Consider the following 19,913-nt stretch of genomic DNA (forward strand, 5'->3'; position numbering starts at 1 on the left):
GGGCTATGGTGACGGGATGAAGGGCCTGCTGCTGAGGTTGTCCGGGCTGGACGCCGACGCCGAGAGCGCGGTGCGGGTGATCGGTTTCTTCGACCGCCTGATCACCGAGCGATCGGGCCTGGACGCGTTGGTGCGCAGCACGTCCGAGCTCGCCGGGTGCCCGGTCGGGCTGCACGCGCCCGGTCAGGGCCTCTGCCTGCGGGCCGACGCCGGGGGAGCGGTCACGACGGGTCCCGTGCCCGCCAAGGCCTCGGTGCGCGCCCTCGAAGGCGGCGTGGAGGTCTGGGTCGACCGTCCCGGCCCGCCCGCGCCGCTCGACGACATGCTGCTGGAACGGTTCGCGATCGCCGCCGCCGTGCTGCTCGAGCACTCCAGCGTGCCGCTGCCGGAACTGGGCGACCCCGCGCTGATCGAGCTCGTGCTGTCCGAGGGCGTGGGCACGGCGGAGCGGTCCCGCGCGCTGCACCTGCTCGGCATCGCCGCCACGGCACCGGTGCGGGTGCTGGCCGCCACCGGCGAGGTGCCCGGCCGGTCGGTGGTGCTGGGCGACGTGCGCGCGGTGCTGGCGACCGAGGTGCCCGAGGTGGCGGGCCGGCTCGGTATCGGGCCGCTGCTGCCCGCGATCGACGCGGCGAGGTCGTGGCAGGGCGCGCGCACCGCGCTGAGGTACACATCGGACGGTGAGCCGGTGGTGTGGTTCGACCGGCTCGGCAGCCTCGCACTGCTCGCCGAACGGGTCGGCAGGGCGGACGTGGCGGCGTTGCCGGACGTGCGGGCGCTCGACGGGCTCGCGGTGGACCCGGACCTGATCACGGCGCTGGACGCGTTGTGCGCCACCGGGTCGGTGCGCGGGGCCGCGGCGGTGCTGCACCGGCACCACAGCACGATGACCACGAGGCTCGCCCGCGCCGAGGCCGCGCTCGGGTTCGGTCTCGACGACGCGTCCGGGCGGTTCCGGCTGCACCTCGCGCTGATGCTGCGGCGACTGCGGGACAACACCGCCGACTAGGCCCTACGCTCGCCAGCATGATCGACTTGACGGTGGAGTCCTCGCGGCAGCTGACCGAGGGCTGGCGCGCGATGGTGCTGGACCGCGACCCGGACGCCGACGTGCGCGACCTGCCCGGAGTGGCGGTGCGGTGGGCGGACTGCCGGTTCCCGTTCTGGAACTGCGTCACCCTCACCGAGTCCGGCATCGGCGCGGACCTGCTCGCCGAGCGCTTCGCGACCGCGGCGGAGGTCATGCGCGCCAAGGAGAACTTCGGCTTCCTCTGGGTGTTCGAGGACCTGGCACCGGGCGCGGACCTGGACGAGCTCGCGGGCCGCGCCGGGTTCGAGTTCGCGTTCCCCGGCACCGGGATGGCGGGCGACCTGCTGCCGCTCCCGGAGCCGGCGCACCCCGAGCTGACGTTCGAACGGGTGACGACGGACGAGCAGCTGCTGGCGTACGCGGACATCAACTCGCGCGCGTACGGGTTCGAGCCGGAGGCCGGGCGGGACGGCATCGCCGGGTCCGCGCTGTGGAAGAGCGGCGTGCACGCGTACCTCGGGCTGCGGGACGGCGTACCCGTCACGTGCGCGGGCGCGGTCGAGACGGACGGGCGGCTGTTCGTCGTGCTGGTCGCGACCGATCCCGGCCAGGAACGCCGCGGCTACGGCGAGGCGGTGACGCGCAAGGCGCTGCACGAGGCGTGGCGCGCCACCGGCATCACCCGTGCCACGTTGCACGCCACGGAAGCGGGCGCGCCGGTCTACCCGCGGCTCGGGTTCGAACCGACCGCGCCGATGCGGTTCTACGCGCTCAAGAGCTGACCGGCGCCTGCCACAGCCCCACGAGCGCGTCCACCAGCCCGGTCGCCGTGTCGTGCCAGCTCGCGCGCGGCGTCCGGGTGCCGTCGGCCAGGGCGCGCTCCCGTTCGGCGATCATGTGCACGAGCAGCTGCCGGGCCATGTCGTGCCGCTCGGCCCGCACGTCGTCCGGCAGGTCGGTCAGGCACGCGTTGAGCCCGGCCAGGATCCGCATCTGCGCGGGGGACGACCGCGTCTCCTCGACGATGATCGGCCGCAGCGTCGGGTCGGTCATGACCTGGGCGCCGAACCGCGCGAACCACGTGGGGCTGCCCGCCGCCTCCAGGTGCTCGGTGATCGGGTGGACGAGGCAGCGCAGCCAGTCGCGCAGGCCGGGGTCGTCGCCGAGCTCGGAGACCAGGCGCTGCCGGATCTCCTCGACCTGCGCGAAGTGCTTGCGCGCGATGGCCCGGACGAGGTCGGCCTTGGTGCCGAAGTGGTAGCCGACCGCCGTGTTGTTGCCCTGGCCCGCCGCCTCGCTGACCTGCCGGTTCGACACGGCCAGCACCCCGTGCTCGGCGAACAGGCGCTCCGCGGCGGTCAGGATCAGCTCACGGGTGGCGTGGGCGCGCTCGGCTCGCGACGGGTTGTCGACCTTGCTCATCACGTCCCCATCTTCCACCGGGAGCGGTTCCGGACATCACGGACATCATCTGGCCGCTCCAGATTAAGTCAAGTGACTGACTTAGACTCGATCACGTGCTCCTCGAAGAAACGCGTCCGGTGACGCGCCCGAACCTCGTCGTGGCGGTCCTGGCGCTCGGCGGCATCGTCGTGTCGCTGATGCAGACCCTCGTCATCCCGCTGCTGCCGAGGTTCCCGCAGCTCCTGGGCTCGTCGCCGGGCGACACGACGTGGGTGATCACCTCGACGCTGCTCGCCAGCGCCGTCGCGACGCCCGTCATCGGCCGGCTCGGCGACATGTACGGCAAGCGCCGCATGCTGCTGATCAGCCTGCTGATGGTGGTCGCGGGCTCGGTGATCGCGGCACTGAGCTACTCGCTGGCGCCGCTCATCGTCGGCCGCGTCGTGCAGGGCATGGCGGTCGGCGTGATCCCGCTCGGCATCAGCATCATGCGCGACGAGCTCCCGCGCGAACGGCTGGCGGGCGCCACCGCGCTGATGAGCGCCTCGCTCGGCGTCGGTGGCGCGCTCGGCCTGCCCGCAGCGGCGTTGCTGGTCGAGCAGAGCGACTGGCACATGCTGTTCTGGACGTCGGCCGGAGCCGGGATCGTGGCACTGGCCGCGGTGCTGGTCTGGGTGCCGGAGTCCCCGGTCCGCAGCGGCGGCCGGTTCGACTTCCCGGGCGCGCTCGGGCTGTCGGTCGCGCTGATCTGCCTGCTGCTCGGCGTGTCGAAGGCGTCGGTGTGGAGTGGCGGCGCCGTCACGGGCCTGTTCGTCGTGTCGGCGTTGGTCCTCGGCCTGTGGGGCTGGTGGGAGCTGCGCTCGCCCCAGCCGTTGGTCGACCTGCGCACCACGGCCCGCCGCCAGGTGCTGCTGACCAACATCGCCTCGGTGTCGTTCGCGTTCGCCCTGTTCGCGCAGTCGCTGGTGCTGCCGCAGGTCCTGCAGTTGCCGGTCTCGGCCCACGGCCTCGGGCAGTCGCTGCTCGTCACCGGCCTCGTGCTGGTGCCGTCCGGTCTGGTGATGATGGCGACGGCACCGGTGTCCGCGCGCATCTCGAACGCGCGAGGCCCGCGCGTCACGTTGATCCTGGGCGCGCTGGTGGTCGCTTTCGGGTACGCCGCAGGGGTGTTCATGCTGACCGAGATCTGGCAGCTCGTCGTGGTCTCGGCCGTGATCGGCGCCGGCATCGGCCTCGGCTACGGCGCGATGCCGGCCCTGATCATGGGCGCCGTGCCGACGTCGGAGACGGCCGCGGCCAACAGCCTCAACACGTTGATGCGCGCGATCGGCACCTCGGTGTCGAGCGCGGTCGCGGGCGTCGTGCTGACGCAGGTGGGCGTGCCGCTGAGCTTCCAGCTGATCATGGGCCTGGGCGCCGCGACCGCGCTGCTGGCAGTCGTGGTCGCGGCGTTCATCCCCTCGGCGAGCCGGGTCAGCTGAAGAAGCGCGTGATCTCCTGGGCGACGAAGTCCGGCTGCTCCTCGGCGAGCCAGTGGCCGGACCCGTCCACCCGCACGACCTCGAACTGGTTCGCGACGTTCGGCAGCGCGCCCAGGAACTGGTCGTACGACGAGATCGAGGCGAGCCCGAGCACCGGAGGCGTCAGCTTGGCGTAGGTCTTGCCGTCCGCGATGTCCTGGTGGAAGGCCTGGTACCAGCCGTTGCTCGCACGGATGGCCTCGGGCGAGTTGTAGTTCTGCGCGTAGATCCGCCGCGCCTTCTCGTCGATCGCGGCGGGGTTGAACGCGGTGTTCGCGAACAGCCAGTCGACCAGGTACCGGAACCGCCCGGCCAGCAGCTGCTCCGGCAGGCCCACGACCTGGTTGAACGCGAACCACCACACGCTGAACATGCCGGGAGGCGGCAGCAGTGGGATCTGGTAGAAGCTCTCGTCCGGGTGCAGCACGTCCATGAAGGCGACCTTCTTCGTCGTCTCGGGGAAGTTGGCCGCGAAGGAGAACGCGGTCATGCTGCCCAGGTCGTGCCCGACGACGTTCACCTTGGCGTACCCGAGCTTCTTGACGAGCTCGTGGATGTCGGTCGCCATCGTCTTCTTGTCGTAACCGCCCGCGGGCTTCTCCGACCCGCCCTGCCCGCGCAGGTCCACCGCGATGACCCGGAACTTCGTCGCGAGCGCCGGCATGATCTTGCGGTAGAGCCACCAGGTCTGCGGCCAGCCGGGCAGCAGGAGCAGCGGCTCGCCACTGCCACCGGTGACGTAGTGCAGGCGCACCCCGTTCACCTTGGCGTAGTTGTGCTGGAAGCCGGGGAGGTCCGGCTCGCGCGCGGTGGTCCCGTCCGCCTGCGCCGCGCCCGTCCCCACACCCGCGGCGAGCGCGGCGCCCGCACCCAGTGCGAACGCTCTGCGCCTGTTCAGCTCCATGTCCCTGTGCCCCCTGTCGTCGCTCGGCGCGGACATCCGAACAAGCGGCACTTGAGGTCGGGTGGAGGTCAGGGAACGAGGTGGTAGGCGACGGTGGGCCAGACCTCGCCCTTGACCTCACGGTCCTCGTCGCGGGCGGGGTCGCGGACGAACCCGGCCCGTTCGGCCACCTTGCGCGAGCCGGTGTTGTCCCGGTGCGTCCACAGCCTCAGCTCGCGCACCGGCCGGTGCGCGAGGATCCAGGCGACGAACTCGCTGAGCGCCCTGGTCGCGAGCCCGCGGCCGCGGGCCTGCGCGGCCACCAGGTAGGAGACGTGGCCGACGCCGTCCGCGATGTCGACGGCGACGTTGCCGCAGCGCTCACCGCCGTCCTCGATGCAGAACGACGCGGTGGAGGGGTTTCCCGGCAGTGCCGCGATCGCCTCCGCGACCTGCTCCGCGGTGATCGTGGGCGGGTCGGTGGTGTAGCGCTGGACCTCGGGGTCCCTCGTCGTCTCCGCGTACCAGGCCGCGTCGTCGGCGGTCCACTCGCGCAGCCTCACCCCAGTTCCGCCGAGTCCGTGAGCCGCAGCTTGCGCCGCGCCCGCTGGTAGAACGTCGTCATCCCGAGCCGCACCACCCGCGCGGCGGCGGCCCGGCCCCGCAGCGACACCCGCTGACCCGGCTCCACGTACCCCGCGACCATCCCGTCCACCTCGACGGCCAGGCGGCCGCTCGACGGCAGCAGGTCGAGGTCCACCTCGTCGTGCACCGACAGGACGACGCCGCGGTTGTAGGCGGAGTGCGGGGAGGCCGGGGTGACCAGCAGCGCTTCGACGGACGGGCTGGTGATCGGGCCGCCCGCCGAGAAGCTGTACGCGGTGGAGCCGGTCGGGGTGGCGACGATGACGGCGTCGGAGGCGTAGCTGACGAACGGCTGGCGGGCCACGTGCACCGCCACCCGCGCGCTGCCCTCGCCCGGGATGCGGACGACGGCGATGTCGTTGAAGGCGGTGACCTTCTGGCCGAGGAACTCCGCGTCGATGGCCAGGCGGGGTTCCACGGTGAAGTCGCGGGCGTCGATGGCGGACAGGGCGGCGGGCAGGTCCGGCACGTCGACCTCGGCCAGGAAGCCGAGTTTGCCCAGGTTGACCCCCAGCACGGGGGCTTTCTCGCCGTCCGCGAGGCGCATGGCGCGCAGCATCGTGCCGTCGCCGCCGAGGCTCACCACCAGGTCGGCCCTGCGGCCCAGCTCCTCGGGCGAGACCGGGGTGGCCTCGCAGCGCAGGCGCTGGATCTCGTCGGAGATGCCGAGGATCTCGACGCCTCGGTTGGCCGCCCAGCCCAGGACGGCCTCGACGGCGTCGGCGGAGTCGCGTTGCGGGTGCAGCACCAGTCCGGCGGCGTGCACGTCAGGTCGTCCTCAGTCGGGTCACGGACGCCAGTCTGCCGAATTCCGGCGCGGCGTGTCGGTTGTCAGCCGAACGGCCGATGTTCACGTCCTCGAACCGGCCGTTCGGCGTGCCGGGGCGGCCTGGAGGAGGAGTCCCAGGTGGACGCTCGTTCCTAGGTTGGCCGCATGACGATCCTGCTAGCCGACCCGATCGTGCGTGCCGTGCGCGTGCTCGACAACGGGGATCCTTTGGTGGCACTGGACCACGCGCCCGGTGTGCTGGTGCGCGAGGGGCTCGCGCGGCGGCTCGACGTGGCCCGCGCGCTGCTCCCGTCCGGTGTGGACCTGCGGGTGGTCGAGGGGCACCGCAGCGTCGCCGACCAGAACGCGATCATCGAGCGCTACACCGCCGAACTGCGCGAGCTGCACCCGGCGGCCGACGCCGTCGAGCTCGGCCGGCTGTCGAGCCGGTTCGTGGCACCGCTGGCCGTCGCGCCGCACGTCGCGGGCGCGGCCGTCGACCTGACGCTGGTCACGACGTCGGGCGCGGAGCTGTGGATGGGCACGGCGGTCGACGCGACGCCGGAGGAGAGCGGCGGCGCGTGCTTCTTCACCGCGCCGGTCGACGAGGAGGCCCGCCGCAACCGGACGGTGCTGGCCGCCGCGCTCGGCGGAGCGGGCCTGGTCAATTACCCGACCGAGTGGTGGCACTGGTCCTACGGCGACCGCTACTGGGCGTTGCTGACCGGAGCCGACCACGCCGTCTACGGACCAGTGGAGGTGCCTGCGTGGGCGCGCGCGTGACGAGCCTGCGCCAGCGGGCAGCTGAACCCTCGCTGTGCACGGACCTCGCGGCGGTGGCCGAGAACACGAGGCGGTTCGTGGCGCTGGCGCGCGGCGAGGTCATGGCCGTGGTGAAGGCGGACGGGTTCGGGCACGGGCTCGGCGACGTCGCCCGCACGGCCGTCGCGGGTGGAGCGACGTGGATCGGGGTCACCTCGCTCGCGGAGGCGGTGCGGGTGCGGGAGTCCGGTGTGGACGTTCCGGTGCTCAGCTGGCTCAACCCGGTCGACGCCGACGTGCGGACGGCCGTGCGGCACGGGATCGACCTGAGCGTCCCGAGCCTCGCGCACCTGGCCGCGCTGGACGGCGGGGTGCGCGTGCACCTGCAGCTGGACACGGGGATGGCGCGGGACGGGGCCGCGCCGGAGTCCTGGCTGTCGCTGATGTCGGCGGCACGCCGGGCGGAGCTGGCCGGGAGGGTCTCGGTCGTCGGAGTGATGGGACATCTGCCGTGTGCGGACACTCCTGGAGCGAGTGAACCCGGAAAGCGTGCGCTGGCCAGGGGAGTCGCGATGGCGCGCCAGGCGGGCCTGCGGCCCTCGGTGCGGCACCTCGCGGCCACCAGCGCCGCGCTGACGGACCCCGGCGCCCACCTCGACGTCGTCCGGATCGGGGCCGGACTCGTGGGGATCGACCCGTCCGGCACCACCCGGCTGCGCTCCGCCCTGCGGTTCACGGCGCCGGTGGTCCAGGTGCGGCGCGTCGAGGCGGGGACCGGCGTCGGGTACGGCCACGCGCACGTCACCGACCGCGCGACGACTTTGGCGCTCCTGCCGGTGGGGTATGCGGACGGCCTGCCGCGCACCGCGTCCGGACGCGCGCAGGTGTGGCTCGCGGGACGGCGGCGGCCGGTCGTCGGGGTGATCTCGATGGACCAGGTCGTGGTGGACGCGGGGGACGACGTGGTGGAGCCGGGGGACGAGGCGGTCGTGTTCGGGCCGGGGGAGCACGGTGAACCGACGGTGGCGGACTGGGCGCGGTGGGCGGGCACGATCCCGCACGAGATCGTGACGGGCATCGGGGCGAGGGTGCGGAGGACCGTGCGATGAGGAGGATCCGCGTCGCCGTGATCGGCGGCGGGCAGAACTGCGAGCACGACGTCTCCGTGGCGTCGGCGGCGTCGGTGCGCCAGGCGCTCGACCCGGCGCGGTACGAGGCCGTGGCGCTCACGATCGGCCGCGACGGGCGGTGGCACGGGCCGGACGGCCAGGTGCTCGACACGCTCCCGTCCGGCAGCCTCGCCGCCGCGCTCGACGTGCTGGCGTCGTGCGACGTGGTGCTGCCGCTGGTCCACGGGCCGTTGGGGGAGGACGGCACGCTGGCGGGCCTGTGCGCGCTGGCGGGCGTGCCGTACGTGGGCTCGCCGCTGCGGGCCGGCGCGCTCGCGATGGACAAGTGGGCCACGAAGCTCGTCGCCGAGGCGGTCGGGGTCCGCACGGCCAGGGGAACTCTGGTCACCAAAGCGTCCACTGTGGACTTCACCGGCCCGGTCGTGGTCAAGCCGGTGGCGGCGGGGTCGAGCTTCGGCGTGCGGCTCGTCGACCGCGGGGAGGACCTCGAACCCGCTGTGCGCCAGGCGCTCGACCTGGACGACCGCGCGCTGGTCGAGGAGGTCCTGCAGGGCCGGGAGATCGACATCGCGGTGCTCGACGACCCGGACGAGGGCCGCCGGACGGGGCCACCGCTGGAGATCCACGTGCCCGGCCTGTTCGACACGACCGTGAAGTACGACGGCAGCGCCCGGTTCGTGATCCCGGCCCCGCTGGCCGACACCGAGCTCAAGGCCCTGGAGGACGCGGCGCTGCGGGTGTACGAGGCGCTGGGCTGCCGCGGCCTCGCCCGCGTCGACTTCTTCCTCACCGCGGACGGGTTCGTGCTCAACGAGGTCAACACCATGCCGGGCATGACGGCGGAGTCGCAGGTGCCGAAGATGTTCGCCGCCGCCGGACTGTCCTACCCGGACCTGCTGGACAAGCTCGTGCGGGGAGCGATGCGGTGAGGCGGATCGCCGGGCTGGACGTCTTGCGCGGCGTCGCGATCCTCCTCGTGATGCTGCGCCACGCGTTCCCCGACGTGTTCCCCGGTGCGGGTGTCGTCGGCGTGGTCGTGTTCTTCACGTTGAGCGGCTACCTGATCACCGGGGTCCTGCAGCGGGAGCTCACGAACACCGGCCGCGTCGACTTCAGGCGGTTCTACGCGCGCCGGGCCCGCAGGCTCCTGCCCGCGTTGCTGGCGCTCGTCGTGGTGTTCGTCGTCGTGACGCTCGTGTTCGACCCGCTGGGGGAGCGCGGCAAGCTGCTCAGGACGGTGGTCGTCCTGGTGACCTTCACCGGGAACCTGCCGATCGGCGGTGTGAGCCCGGCGGCGTTCCACGGCTGGACGCTCGCGACGGAGGAGCAGTTCTACCTGCTGTGGCCCGCGCTGCTCGCGTTCGCGTGGGTGCGGGGCCGCACCGGCGCCGTCCTCGTCGTCACGGCACTGGGCGCGCTCGCCGCGTGCACGGCGACGCTGGTCTGGCTGTGGCCGCACGCCGACAACGCCTACGCGCTGCCGACGTCGTGGTTCGTGTGCTTCGTGATCGGTGCCGCGACCAGGTTGAAGCTGACCACCGCGCCGCGCTGGGGCGTACCGGTCGCGCTGACCGGTCTCGCCGTGCTGTCGGTGGTCCCGCTGCGGGGCCACGCGGTGACGTACCTCGGCGCGGGACCGGCCGTCGCGGCCTGCACGGCCGTGCTGCTGCTGGTCTGGTCGGGGTGGGAGACCGTCGCGACACCGTTGCGGCCGCTGGTCGCGCTGGGCACCGTGTCCTACGGCGCCTACCTGTGGAACTACCCGCTGACGCTGTGGCTGCGCCCCGAGCTGGGCGCCGCCGCCGGACCGGTCGCGGCGGTGCTCACGATCGCGGCGGCGGCGCTCAGCTGGCGTTACGTCGAGGAACCCGTCATGCGGCGAGGTAGCCGTTCACCAGCGCGAGCCACGCCGGCTTGAGGTGCCAGCCGTCCGGCTCGGACGGGTCGGCGTAGTAGATGCCGTGCGTGTCCGGGTTCAGCCCGCTGATCCGGTAGGTCCACCACGCCCAGCCGATGCCGTTGTCGTCGAAGGCCTGCAACACCTTGCGGGCCTTCGCCTTCGCGTCGATGTCGCCGCTCTCGATGCCGACCTGGTTGATCCACACCGGGACCGTGTGGGCGGCGCGGAAGTTCGTGATCGTTCCGATCCGGTTCAGCGGTTCGCTGAAGATGAAGTAGTTGCAGGTGTAGACGACCTTCGGGTCCACCGTCGTGTACGCGCCCTCGAGGTGCGCGCAGCTGTAGTTGTCGTTGGGACCCACGACGATCGGCATCCGCCTGTCGACCGCGCGGATCACGCCGATCATCTCGTCGTAGAACGCCTTCACCCCGGCGTCGTCCACGCCGACCGGCTGGGGCTCCGGCAGGATCTCGTACATCCCCATGAACGCCTTGGTCTTGTAGCGCTTCGCGAGGAACTGCCAGACCTCCTTGAACTGCTGCTTCATCTCCGGCTTCGTCCAGAAGTTCTCGGTGTGCCCACCGGAGCCCTGGCCGTAGTCGGAGTCGACGAACAGCGTGATCCACAGGCCCGCCGCGCTCGCCCGGTCGACGGTCTCGTCGAGCAGGGTGAGATGACCCGGCTTGATGTGGCTGGGGTTCGTGGGGTCCGGGTCGCGGCTGTCGACGCCGTCCTTCCACTCGCCCCACCAGCGCAGCGGGATCCGCACCGAGTTGGCGCCCGACGCCCTGTTGGCGGGCCCGTCCTGCGCCTGGACCGTTCCCCACTGCCCCCAGTTGTAGCCCCGCAGCACGATCGGGTTCCCCGCCGGGTCGACGACGTTCGCCCCGGACACCGACAGCCGCGCGGGTGCGGTCGCGCTCGCCGGCACGCTGCCGAGCAGCAGCGCGACCGCCGTGGCTAACCCGAAGACCACCTGTCTGAGCTTCACGAGATGTCCCCTCTCAAGATCGGCAAGAACCGTTCGGGGCGATACGGTGCCGCAGCGAGGTCCGGGCGTGGTTCGGGCATTGTTCGGGGAACGTCAAGATCGTCCCGTCAGGAGCAGAAGGCCGTGATCGTGCCGGTCAGGACGTCGGTGAGCCGGTCGAGGGAGGCGAGGTCGACGTACTCGGTGGCCGCGTGCGCGCCCGCGCCGTCGACGCCGAACAGCAGGCAGGGGATGCCGGCCCGGTCGAGCAGCGCGCAGTCCGTCCAGAACGGCTCGGCGCGGATGACCGGCGGGGCGCCGAGGTGCGCGATCAGGGTGCGGACGAGCTCGGCGTCCGGGTCCGCCTCGAACGGGTCCCTGGCGAGGCCGCGGGTCAGCGTGGCCCGGAAGTCGGGGACGGTCGCGGTGAGGTGGTCGAGGATGGCGCGCAGCTCGTCCTCGGTGCGCTGCGGGGTCTCGCCGGGGGCCGTGCGGCGTTCGAGGGTGATCCGGCAGGCCGACGGGTAGGTGGAGGCCTCCTCTCCGCCGCTGATCAGCGACGCGTGCACCGTGCCGGTGCCGAGGAGGTGGTGGCGCGTCCCCTCCGCGAGGTCTCTGCCGAGCTGTTCCAGCGCGACGAGGAAGTGGCCCGCCTTGGCGATGGCGTCGACGCCGAGTTCCGGCCGTGAACCGTGCGCCGCCCTGCCCTCGATCTCGACGTCGAACCAGACGAAGCCCTTGTGCGCCAGCGTGACTTCTAGGTGGCTGGGCTCGGTGACTATGGCGGCGTCGGCGGTGAAGTGTTCGAGAACCTCTTCCGTGCCGAAGCTGCCGTGCTCCTCGTCGGCCACACACGCGACGATGACGTCGCCTCGCAGCGGACGTTCGGTGGCTCGGGCTGCGGCGACCATCATGGCCGCGATGCCGCCTTTCATGTCGAACGTGCCGCGGCCGTACATCCGGCCGTCCTCGACCCTCGGCTCCAGCGGGTCACCGTCGTAGCCCGCGAGGCCGACGGTGTCGACGTGACCGTTGAGCATCACCGACTTCCCGCCGCCGGTGCCCTTGTGCACCGCGACGATCGACGGCCTGCCGGTACGGTGTTCCAGGCGGTGCACCTCGAAGCCCCGCTCGCGGAACCAGCCGGTGAGGAAGTCGGCGATCGCCGACTCACCGGCGCCGCCGGGGACGAGGTCGGGGTTGACCGAGTCGATGGAGACCAGGTCGGCCAGCAGGTCACGTGGGTTCACGGGCGTCCTTCGGTGCTGATGAGAACGACGGTGTCGAGGTGGTCGTAGTCGTCGCGCATGGCACGCAGTCCCGCGAGAGAGGCGGCGCCGCACGGTCCGGAGTGGACGTTCAACGCGTGGAGGTCCCTCATCGCCGTGGCGCAGTCGGCTTCGGAAATCGCCACGGCGGCGTCCAGGCCGTTGCGCAGGTACGGCCACGCGGTGGCGGACGGTGTGCCGCAGTTGAGCCCGGCCATCATCGTGTCGCCGGTGGGGATGGTCGTGAGCTCGTCGGCCTCCAGGCTTTCGAGCACGCAGGCGGCGCTGTCGGGTTCGACGGCGAGGAGGCCGGTCCCGGTGCCGCGGGCGCGGTAGTGCGTGATCACGGCCTGCGCGAACGATCCGACCCCGACCGGGACGACGACCAGGTCCGGTTCCGCGTCGAGCTGCTCGTCGATCTCGTGGCAGAGCGTGCCGTAGCCCTCGACGATCCAGGCCGGGACCTCCTCGTAGCCGGGCCACCCCATGTCCTGCACCAGGACCCCGTCCGCCCGCGCCGCGGCCGCCACCGCGTCGTCGTACGTGCCGTCGACCACCGTGACCTCGGCGTTCTCCGCGCGGATGGCCTCGATCGCCGGGGCCGGCACGGTGCGGGGCACGAAGACGTGAGCCCGTCGGCCGTGCAGCCGTGCCATCCTCGCGACCGCCCGGCCGTGGTTGCCGTCCGTCGCGGTGGTGAGCGTGACCTGGCCTTTCCGGCCCTCGAGCACCCGGTGCACGGCCCAGGAGGCACCCAGAGCCTTGAAAGCGGGCAGGCCGAGCCGGGAGGATTCGTCCTTGACGAACAGGCGGCCGATCCCGAGCTCCGCCGCGAGGGCCGGCAGTTCGGTCAGCGGCGTGGGTGCGTAGCCGGGCAGTCCGGCGTGGAAGTCACGCACCCCGGCGGGTGCGGGCGGACATCGCCAGGTGCGGGCCTCTGGCCGCGAGAACTTCATGGTGGACAGCGTGCGGGTGGCTCGGATCGTCGGTCCAGCGCATGTTTTCGACGTGTACCGGTGGGAAGAACCGATGAGTGGGGGAGGTAGACGGTGACCGACGAGGAGCTGATCGTCGAGTTCGCGCTGGTCCGCCTCGACAACCCGGCCCTCGACCTCGAGGAGGTCGCCGCGCTGGTCGTGCGGCGGGTGGGGCCGGAGCGGATGGTGGAGTTCGCCGGGCAGACCCTGGTGCACCGCGACGAGCTGCGGGGAGCGGTGTTCCCGGCGGCCGTCGAGCACGTGCTGCGGGTCGTGCTGACGTTGCGCGGGCCGCGGGACTAGGCCCTGACCAGTTCGATGAACCTCGTGGCGAGAGGCGCCAGGGTCCGGTTCGCGGGCCACGCCAGGTAGATCTCGCGCGGCGGCAGGGCCGGGTCGAGGTCGTGCGCGACCAGGTCGTCCGGGCACTGGTCGAGCGCGAGCTCGGGCAGCACGGCCACGCCCAGGCCCGCGCGGACCATCGACAGCACCCCGCGGTTGTCGGAGGTGCGGAACACGATGCGCGGGACGATCCCGGCCTCGGCGTAGAGGCGTTCGACCCTCGCCTGGTCGCAGATCGGCGGCTGGGCGACCATCTGCGCGTCGTGCAGGGCCTCCAGCGGGACCGGCCCGCCCGGGAACCGGCCGCGCGGGGCGACCAGCCGGTACGGGTCGTCGCGGATCTTGACCTGCTCGACGTCGCCGTCCAGCCGGCCGTCGTAGAAGAGCAGGTCCAGTCCCTCGATGCCGGGCTGGTCGGGCTCCTCCTCGGACAGGCGGACGTCGGCGCGGGGGTGTTCGGCGAGGAGGCGGCGCACGACGGCGGGGAGGATCACGTTGGTGACGCTCTGGAACGTGCCGATGTCGATGCGGCCCTCGCCCGCTTTGAAGCGTTCGACGGCGTCCTCGGTGGCGGCGGCGCGCGCCAGCAGTTCGCGGCCGTGGGCGAGCACGACCTCGCCGAGCGGGGTGAGGCGGACCGGCCTCGGCCCTCCCGGCCGGTCGAACACGGCCCCGCCGACGGTCTTCTCCAGCGCGGCGACCTGCTGGCTCACCGCCGACTGCGTGTAGCCGAGGCGCTCGGCGGCGCGTCCGAACGTGCCTTCGGCGGCCACGGCGTCCAGCGTGGCGAGGTGGCGGAGGTCCATCACGGGCTTGATGATAAGCACGGCTTGTCGTTATGAGCAGAATCTATCGCTTTTGTTAATGCTCTCCGGTTCCTAGCGTTGGTCACATGAAACCGAGATGCGCACTGTGGCTGCCGCTGTTCGACGCGCTCGCCGACCCGTCGCTGGTCGCCCGGCTCGCCGCCGAGGCCGAGGAGGAGGGCTGGGCCGGGCTCTTCGTCTGGGACCACGTCCGCTGGCGCGAGCCGGTGACGCACGTGGCCGACCCGTGGATCACGCTCGCCGCCGTCGCGGCCGCCACCTCGGCGCTGCGGTTCGGGCCGATGGTCTCCGCGATCACCCGGCGCCGGCCGGTCAAGCTCGCCCGCGAGACCGCGTCGCTCGACCTGCTCGGCGGCGGGCGGCTCGTGCTCGGCGTGGGCCTCGGCAGCGACCGGTTCGCGGGCGAGTTCTCGCGGACCGGCGAGGAGTGCGACGACCGGGTGCGCGGCGCGATGCTCGACGAGTCGTTGCAGGTCCTGCGGGCGGCCTGGTCGGGTGAGGTGGTGCACCACCGCGGCACCCACTACACAGTGGACGGTGTGACGTTCCTGCCCCGGCCCGTGCAACGCCCCGGCGTGCCCGTGTGGGCGGCCGGCTTCCCCGGCAAGGCGCGGCCGATGCGCCGGGCCGCCGGGCTGGACGGGTTCTTCCCGGTGAACCTGGCGTCCGCCGGCGAGTTCGCCGAGGTCGTGGGGCGGATGGAGGAGCTGCGGACGGGGGACGGGCCGTTCGACTACGTCTGCGAGGTCGAGCCCGGTGCCGATGTCACGCCGTTCGCGGAGGCGGGAGCCACGTGGTGCCTCACGGCGTTCGACCCGGCCTCTCTCTCGGTGGATCACGTGCGCGGCGTGCTGCGCGATGGACCGGCGGTGCGGTGATGGACGTCAACGGAGTGGAGTTGGGTGTCGAGACGTTCGGGTCGCCGGACGATCCGGCGGTGTTGCTGATCCACGGCGCGTGCGCGTCCATGTTGTGGTGGGAGGCGGAGCTGTGCACGGCTCTCGCTGCCCGTGGGCGGTTCGTGATCCGTTACGACAACCGCGACACCGGGGTCTCGGTCAGCTATCCGCCCGGCGAGCCCGGCTATGCGCTGTCCGACCTGGTGTTGGACGCCGTGGGGATCCTCGACGCGTTGGGCGTGCAACGCGCGCACGTCGTCGGACGGTCGATGAGCGGGGCGATCGCGCTGGGGCTGGGGGTGGACCACGCGGATCGGGTGGCGTCGCTGACGTTCGTGGCCACGACGACGGGGGATCCCTCGTTGCCGCCGATGACCGAGGAGTTCCTGGCGGCTTCCGCCCAGGAATCGTCATCAGAGGTGGAGAGCATCGTGTCGGCGCTGCGCGCGTACGCGGGTGCATCGCCCTACTTCGACGAGGACGCCGTGCGGGCGTTGGCTGTGGAAGACGTCGCACGGACCGTGAACGTCGCGTCGGCCATGACCAACCACTTCTGCATCGAGTTCGACGGGCCGCGTGGTGGTGGGTTCGGTGACGTCGTCGCTCCGACGTTGGTCGTGCACGGCGCGATTGACCCCGTCTACCCGTTGGAGCACGGGGAGGCGTTGCGCGATGCCGTGCCTGGTGCCTCTCTGCTCGTGTTGGAATCCGTGGGGCATGACCTGCCACGGCCCGTGTGGCCTCTTTTCGTGGACGCGTTGATAGCGCACACGAGTTCATGACTTCGTCGGGACTGGTCCGTTCGGCTGATCGCCCGGCGCCGTTCAACGGCTCCAAACGACCTGTCGTCGCGCGCGACCCCATGGCCGGGGTGGATCACTGATCGACTTGGTCGGGTGGGTGGGATGAGTGTCGACTTCCAAGTCGTCGTGCCGGCGGAACCGGGCGTCCGGTCGGGGCTGCGCGAGTACCTGGCCGGGCGCCCGGCCTCGGCGCGGCCCCTGGTCGTGCTCGGTCCGGGCGCGTCGGTGCCGGTCGCGACGCGGGTCGACCTGTTCTCGGTCGTGACGGCCGCGGACCTGCCGGGGGACGGCGACTCGGTGCTGCTCCTCGACGGGTACGACGAGGCGTCGCCGGAGGTGCGGAGCGCGCTGCCGGAGTACGTGCGGGCGGTGGGCCGTCCGGTGGTGATCACCAGCCGCACGTGGGTGCCGCTGGACGCGGACGTCGTGCGGCTGCTGACCTCGCCGGACCAGGACGCCGAACTGCACGCCGAACTGGTGTGGTGCGCTCTTCGCGAGCGTGCGCCCGAAGGTCGTCTACGCGCGTTGCTGTCGCTGGCGCCGTTGTCCCTCCGGGTCCTGGCGGACGGGGTGGAGCACGCGGACGGGCTGGTCGACCTGGTCCGGGAGATGTTCGCGCGAGCGGGGGCCTTCGAGGCGGTCCACCGCCTCAACTTGGTGCTGCTGCACGTGGTGCTCGCGCCGTCCTGTGCCGCGCGGGACATCGGCGTGCGGGACTGGCCGCGGCTGGCGACGTTCTGGAAGTCGCAACTGTCCTCTGAGGAGTGGCGTTCGCTGATCCGCACGCTCTCCGTGCGGTGGGACGTGCCGTGCGCGCCCGTGCTGAGCGTGACCACTGTGGACAGGAAAGTGCCTGAGGCGGTGCTGGAGGCTCGTTTCACCGGTGACCCCGTGAGTTCCGAGATCAGCTCTCTGGTCGAGGCGCTGCCACCGGGCCGTTGCGACGTGGAGTACGCACGGGCCGTGTTGCAGTTGGCAGCGTCACCGGTTGCGCCGTGGGAACGCGCGGCGCACTACCTGTGGTGGGCCGACAAATACCCGGACCTGGTGCTGGACTGCCTGCGCCGGGACGTGACGGTCGGTCCGGAGACCCTGGCGAAGCTCGCCAAGACGCCGCTGGGGGAGAGCAGTGCGTTCGCCGTGCAGGTCTACGACCGGATCGGCAGGGGAGGGGCCGACGCGGAGCTGCTCGGCGTGACCGAGGTGCTGCCGCGCGCCGGTGGCCCGGCCGAGATCGCGATGCTCGACGCGTGGCTGCGGCTGCACGAGCAGGGGCACGAGCACCGGCGGGACCTGCGGGCGGTGCTGGGGTCGGTCGACTTCGCGGTGCTGCGCCGGCTGCGACCCGATCTGGTGTACCGGTGCGGGACGGTCGCTCACGAGATCGGGTTGTTCGGGTGAGTTCGAGCGGGACTCCAGCGCGGCTCCAGGCCCGACCGTCCATTTTTGTCGGTGGTCCCCGGTAACGTCCCGGCCATGAGTGCTGCTGGGGATCGGATTCAGGAGCTCGCCGCCCGGATCGTCGAGCTGCGTGACGCGTACTACCAGGGTGAGCCGCTGGTGGCCGACGCGGAGTACGACGCGATCGAGGACGAGTTCCGCGCGCTGGTCGCGGAGCACCCGGACCTGGCGCCGGCGGACAACCCGCTGGACCACGTGGGCGCGCCCTCGGTGCTGCACGCGCCCGTGCGGCACTCGCGGCCGATGCTGTCGCTGGAGAAGGCGAACAAGCCGGAGCAGGTCGAGTCCTTCTTCGCGCGCTTCCCCGGCCAGCCCGTGGTCGTCATGCCGAAGCTCGACGGCCTGTCGCTCGCGCTGGTGTACGAGAACGGCCGCCTCGCGCGCGCCGTCACCCGAGGCGACGGCACGACGGGCGACGACGTCACGTTCCTGACGCGCGCGTTGTGCGACGGCGTGCCGGACAAGGTGGAGGCGCCGGGCCGCGTCGAGGTGCGCGGCGAGTGCGTGATGCTGCGCTCGACGTTCGACACGTACAACGCGGCGCACCCGGACAAGCCGTTGATCAACCCGCGCAACGCGGCCGCGGGCACGTTGCGCGCCAAGGACCCCAAGGCCGTCGAGGGCCGCCGGATGCAGTTCTTCGCGTTCGACCTGACGACCGAGCCGGAGAGCGCCGACTCCGACCTCGACGCGGGCCTGCGCAAGCTCGGCTTCAGCGTCGCGGAGATGAAGCACTGCACCTCGGCCGCCGAGGCCCAGGAGCTGATCGGCGGCATCGAACAGGCCCGCAACACGCTCGACTACGACCTCGACGGCGCCGTGCTGCGCCTGGCGAACCGCGACGCGTTCGCCGCCGCGGGCACCCGCTCGTCGTCCCCGCGCGGCGCCATCGCGTACAAGTTCGCGGCCGAGGAGAAGACGACGGTCCTGAAGGACGTCGTGTGGGACGTGGGCAAGACGGGCAAGATCGCACCCGTCGCCTGGCTGGAGCCGGTGTTCGTGGGCGGCACCACGGTCACCCGCGCCACGCTGGCCAACCAGGAGGTCATCCGCTCGCGGGGCATCAAGATCGGCGACACGGTCCTGGTCCGCCGCGCCGGCGACGTGATCCCGTTCGTCGCGGGCGTGCTCGACGAGTCGAAGCGCACCGGCGCCGAACAGGAGATCGTGCCGCCGTCGGAGTGCCCGTCCTGCGCGCAGCCGCTCACCGAGCAGGGCAACAGCCGCGAACTCTTCTGCACCAACGCGGCCTGCCCGGCCCAGACCGTGCGCCGCCTGATCCACTGGTCGTCCCGCGCCGCCGCCGACATCGACGCCATCGGCCAGGTGTGGATCGAACGCCTCGCCGAGACCGGCGACCTGGTGAACCCGTCCGACTTCTACACCCTCACCAAGGAACGCCTGCTGGAGTTCGACCGCGTCGGCGAGGTCTCCGCGACCCGCATGATCGAGTCGATCGACCGCAGCCGCTCCGTGGGCCTGCGCCGAGCCCTGATCGGCCTCGCGATCCCGATGGCCTCCGAAGGCACCGCCGCCCGCCTCTGCCGAGCGGGCTTCGGCTCCCTGGAGGAGGTGGCCGACGCGGGCGTCGAGAAGCTGGTGGCGGTCGAGGACATCGGCCAGAAGGTGGCCGAGTCCCTGACGCACCACCTGGCCCGCCTGCGCCCGGAGATCGAACGCCTGCGAGACCGAGGCGTCTCCCTCGAAGTCCGCGACGAGGACCTGCCCCCGGTGGTCGTCGCCGGCGCACCCCTGGAAGGCAAGTCGGTCGTGATCACAGGCTCGATCAGCGACCCCCGCTCCGGCGAGAAGGTGACCCGCCCGACGTTCCAGAAGATGTGCGAACGGGCAGGCGCCACCGCAGCCTCGTCGGTCTCGGCCACCACCGACCTGCTGATCACAGGCGAGGGAGTGGGCGCGAGCAAGCTGACGAAGGCGGAGAAGCTCGGCGTCGAGGTGGTGGACCAGGGCGAGATCTGGACGAAGCTGATCGCGGCGGGCGTGGCCTGACAGCGGAGGCAACGCGAGCGGTTGGTCTGCTGCGGCCTCGCAGCTGGGAGACGGGGCTGGCTGTGGTGCGAAGCCTCAGGAGCGGCCTGGCCGGCACGGGGAGTGGCCTGACAGCCCAGAAAGCGGGAGTGGCCGGGCAGCGGGAGCCCGCGCTGCGGATCACACGGCGCACCAATTGGGGTGCGCCGTGTGACGCATCGCCTGGGCCGCATCGGCGGAGGGCTGTGTTCGGGTGGCGCGGCGCACAGGAACCCGACTGCGCTGCAGGCCCGCGTGGTCGGTACGCCGCACGAGACGCGGGATGGTGTTGCTG

20 protein-coding genes are annotated in these 19,913 nt (G+C 72.0%); 12 read left to right on the forward strand and 8 right to left on the reverse strand.

Going from position 1 to position 19,913, the window contains the following annotated elements:
- Positions 1 to 16 precede the first annotated feature (16 nt).
- Together ABZX02_RS30605 and ABZX02_RS30610 are read left to right on the forward strand one after the other, a co-directional pair.
- Complete coding sequence (locus tag ABZX02_RS30605) at positions 17 to 1,009, forward strand: helix-turn-helix domain-containing protein (protein WP_355303218.1); 993 nt, start codon at positions 17 to 19, stop codon at positions 1,007 to 1,009.
- A gap of 17 nt (positions 1,010 to 1,026) precedes the next feature.
- Positions 1,027 to 1,812, forward strand: a complete 786-nt coding sequence (locus ABZX02_RS30610) for a GNAT family N-acetyltransferase (protein WP_355303220.1) — start codon at positions 1,027 to 1,029, stop codon at positions 1,810 to 1,812.
- On the opposite strand, the gene ABZX02_RS30615 is transcribed toward ABZX02_RS30610, so the two are convergent.
- Entirely contained in the window at positions 1,802 to 2,452 is a 651-nt protein-coding gene (locus tag ABZX02_RS30615) for a helix-turn-helix domain-containing protein (protein ID WP_355303222.1), read from the reverse strand. The two genes, ABZX02_RS30610 and ABZX02_RS30615, sit on opposite strands and share 11 nt — an antisense overlap.
- 95 nt (positions 2,453 to 2,547) lie before the next feature.
- Here ABZX02_RS30615 and ABZX02_RS30620 point away from each other — a divergent pair, with 95 nt between their 5' ends.
- The gene (locus ABZX02_RS30620) at positions 2,548 to 3,915 is read left to right on the forward strand and encodes an MFS transporter (RefSeq protein WP_355303224.1); all 1,368 of its coding nucleotides are present in this window, start codon (positions 2,548 to 2,550) and stop codon (positions 3,913 to 3,915) included.
- Here ABZX02_RS30620 and ABZX02_RS30625 read toward each other — a convergent pair.
- The 3 genes from ABZX02_RS30625 to ABZX02_RS30635 all read right to left on the reverse strand — a co-directional run bounded on the left by ABZX02_RS30625 (position 3,908) and on the right by ABZX02_RS30635 (position 6,248).
- Positions 3,908 to 4,858 (reverse strand): alpha/beta hydrolase, encoded by a 951-nt coding sequence (locus ABZX02_RS30625; protein ID WP_355303226.1) that lies wholly within the window; start codon positions 4,856 to 4,858, stop codon positions 3,908 to 3,910. The genes ABZX02_RS30620 and ABZX02_RS30625 overlap by 8 nt on opposite strands.
- Positions 4,859 to 4,926: 68 nt before the next feature.
- On the reverse strand, positions 4,927 to 5,400 hold the full coding sequence (locus ABZX02_RS30630; protein WP_355303228.1) for a GNAT family N-acetyltransferase: 474 nt from the start codon (positions 5,398 to 5,400) through the stop codon (positions 4,927 to 4,929).
- Positions 5,397 to 6,248, reverse strand: a complete 852-nt coding sequence (locus tag ABZX02_RS30635) for an NAD(+)/NADH kinase (RefSeq protein ID WP_355303230.1) — start codon at positions 6,246 to 6,248, stop codon at positions 5,397 to 5,399. The genes ABZX02_RS30630 and ABZX02_RS30635 overlap by 4 nt, the downstream gene beginning before the upstream one ends.
- A gap of 168 nt (positions 6,249 to 6,416) precedes the next feature.
- Here ABZX02_RS30635 and ABZX02_RS30640 point away from each other — a divergent pair, with 168 nt between their 5' ends.
- From ABZX02_RS30640 to ABZX02_RS30655, 4 genes are read left to right on the forward strand one after another with little or no spacing between them, the layout of a single operon-like run.
- Positions 6,417 to 7,034 carry a M15 family metallopeptidase gene (locus ABZX02_RS30640; protein ID WP_355303232.1) on the forward strand — a complete coding sequence of 206 codons (618 nt, stop codon included), beginning with the start codon at positions 6,417 to 6,419 and terminating at the stop codon, positions 7,032 to 7,034.
- Positions 7,019 to 8,122, forward strand: a complete 1,104-nt coding sequence (gene alr / locus ABZX02_RS30645; RefSeq protein WP_355303234.1) for an alanine racemase — start codon at positions 7,019 to 7,021, stop codon at positions 8,120 to 8,122. The genes ABZX02_RS30640 and alr overlap by 16 nt, the downstream gene beginning before the upstream one ends.
- Positions 8,119 to 9,072 (forward strand): D-alanine--D-alanine ligase family protein, encoded by a 954-nt coding sequence (locus ABZX02_RS30650; RefSeq protein WP_355303236.1) that lies wholly within the window; start codon positions 8,119 to 8,121, stop codon positions 9,070 to 9,072. The genes alr and ABZX02_RS30650 overlap by 4 nt, the downstream gene beginning before the upstream one ends.
- Positions 9,069 to 10,061: an acyltransferase gene (locus ABZX02_RS30655; protein ID WP_355303238.1), complete on the forward strand. Its 993-nt coding sequence runs from the start codon at positions 9,069 to 9,071 to the stop codon at positions 10,059 to 10,061. The genes ABZX02_RS30650 and ABZX02_RS30655 overlap by 4 nt, the downstream gene beginning before the upstream one ends.
- Here ABZX02_RS30655 and ABZX02_RS30660 read toward each other — a convergent pair.
- From ABZX02_RS30660 to ABZX02_RS30670, 3 genes are all read right to left on the reverse strand, one after another.
- Positions 10,015 to 11,034, reverse strand: a complete 1,020-nt coding sequence (locus ABZX02_RS30660) for a cellulase family glycosylhydrolase (RefSeq protein WP_355303240.1) — start codon at positions 11,032 to 11,034, stop codon at positions 10,015 to 10,017. The genes ABZX02_RS30655 and ABZX02_RS30660 overlap by 47 nt on opposite strands.
- A 107-nt stretch (positions 11,035 to 11,141) precedes the next feature.
- Positions 11,142 to 12,263, reverse strand: a complete 1,122-nt coding sequence (locus ABZX02_RS30665; protein WP_355303242.1) for an ArgE/DapE family deacylase — start codon at positions 12,261 to 12,263, stop codon at positions 11,142 to 11,144.
- A complete protein-coding gene (locus ABZX02_RS30670) occupies positions 12,260 to 13,237 on the reverse strand; it encodes a pyridoxal-phosphate dependent enzyme (protein WP_355303244.1) in 978 nt (325 codons plus the stop codon). The genes ABZX02_RS30665 and ABZX02_RS30670 overlap by 4 nt, the downstream gene beginning before the upstream one ends.
- A gap of 93 nt (positions 13,238 to 13,330) precedes the next feature.
- Here ABZX02_RS30670 and ABZX02_RS30675 point away from each other — a divergent pair, with 93 nt between their 5' ends.
- Positions 13,331 to 13,561 carry a hypothetical protein gene (locus ABZX02_RS30675; RefSeq protein WP_355303246.1) on the forward strand — a complete coding sequence of 77 codons (231 nt, stop codon included), beginning with the start codon at positions 13,331 to 13,333 and terminating at the stop codon, positions 13,559 to 13,561.
- Here ABZX02_RS30675 and ABZX02_RS30680 read toward each other — a convergent pair.
- Positions 13,558 to 14,406: a LysR family transcriptional regulator gene (locus ABZX02_RS30680; protein ID WP_355303540.1), complete on the reverse strand. Its 849-nt coding sequence runs from the start codon at positions 14,404 to 14,406 to the stop codon at positions 13,558 to 13,560. The two genes, ABZX02_RS30675 and ABZX02_RS30680, sit on opposite strands and share 4 nt — an antisense overlap.
- 86 nt (positions 14,407 to 14,492) lie before the next feature.
- On the opposite strand from ABZX02_RS30680, the gene ABZX02_RS30685 reads away from it, so the two are divergent.
- The 4 genes from ABZX02_RS30685 to ligA all read left to right on the forward strand — a co-directional run bounded on the left by ABZX02_RS30685 (position 14,493) and on the right by ligA (position 19,600).
- Entirely contained in the window at positions 14,493 to 15,305 is an 813-nt protein-coding gene (locus tag ABZX02_RS30685) for an LLM class flavin-dependent oxidoreductase (protein ID WP_355303248.1), read from the forward strand.
- Positions 15,305 to 16,108 carry an alpha/beta hydrolase gene (locus ABZX02_RS30690; protein WP_355303250.1) on the forward strand — a complete coding sequence of 268 codons (804 nt, stop codon included), beginning with the start codon at positions 15,305 to 15,307 and terminating at the stop codon, positions 16,106 to 16,108. The genes ABZX02_RS30685 and ABZX02_RS30690 overlap by 1 nt, the downstream gene beginning before the upstream one ends.
- A 123-nt stretch (positions 16,109 to 16,231) precedes the next feature.
- Entirely contained in the window at positions 16,232 to 17,530 is a 1,299-nt protein-coding gene (locus ABZX02_RS30695) for a hypothetical protein (RefSeq protein ID WP_355303252.1), read from the forward strand.
- 75 nt (positions 17,531 to 17,605) lie between these two features.
- Entirely contained in the window at positions 17,606 to 19,600 is a 1,995-nt protein-coding gene (ligA, locus tag ABZX02_RS30700; RefSeq protein ID WP_355303254.1) for an NAD-dependent DNA ligase LigA, read from the forward strand.
- Positions 19,601 to 19,913 lie beyond the last annotated feature (313 nt).

The sequence above is a fragment of the Lentzea sp. NPDC003310 genome (genome assembly GCF_040610935.1).
Lineage (GTDB): Bacteria > Actinomycetota > Actinomycetes > Mycobacteriales > Pseudonocardiaceae > Lentzea.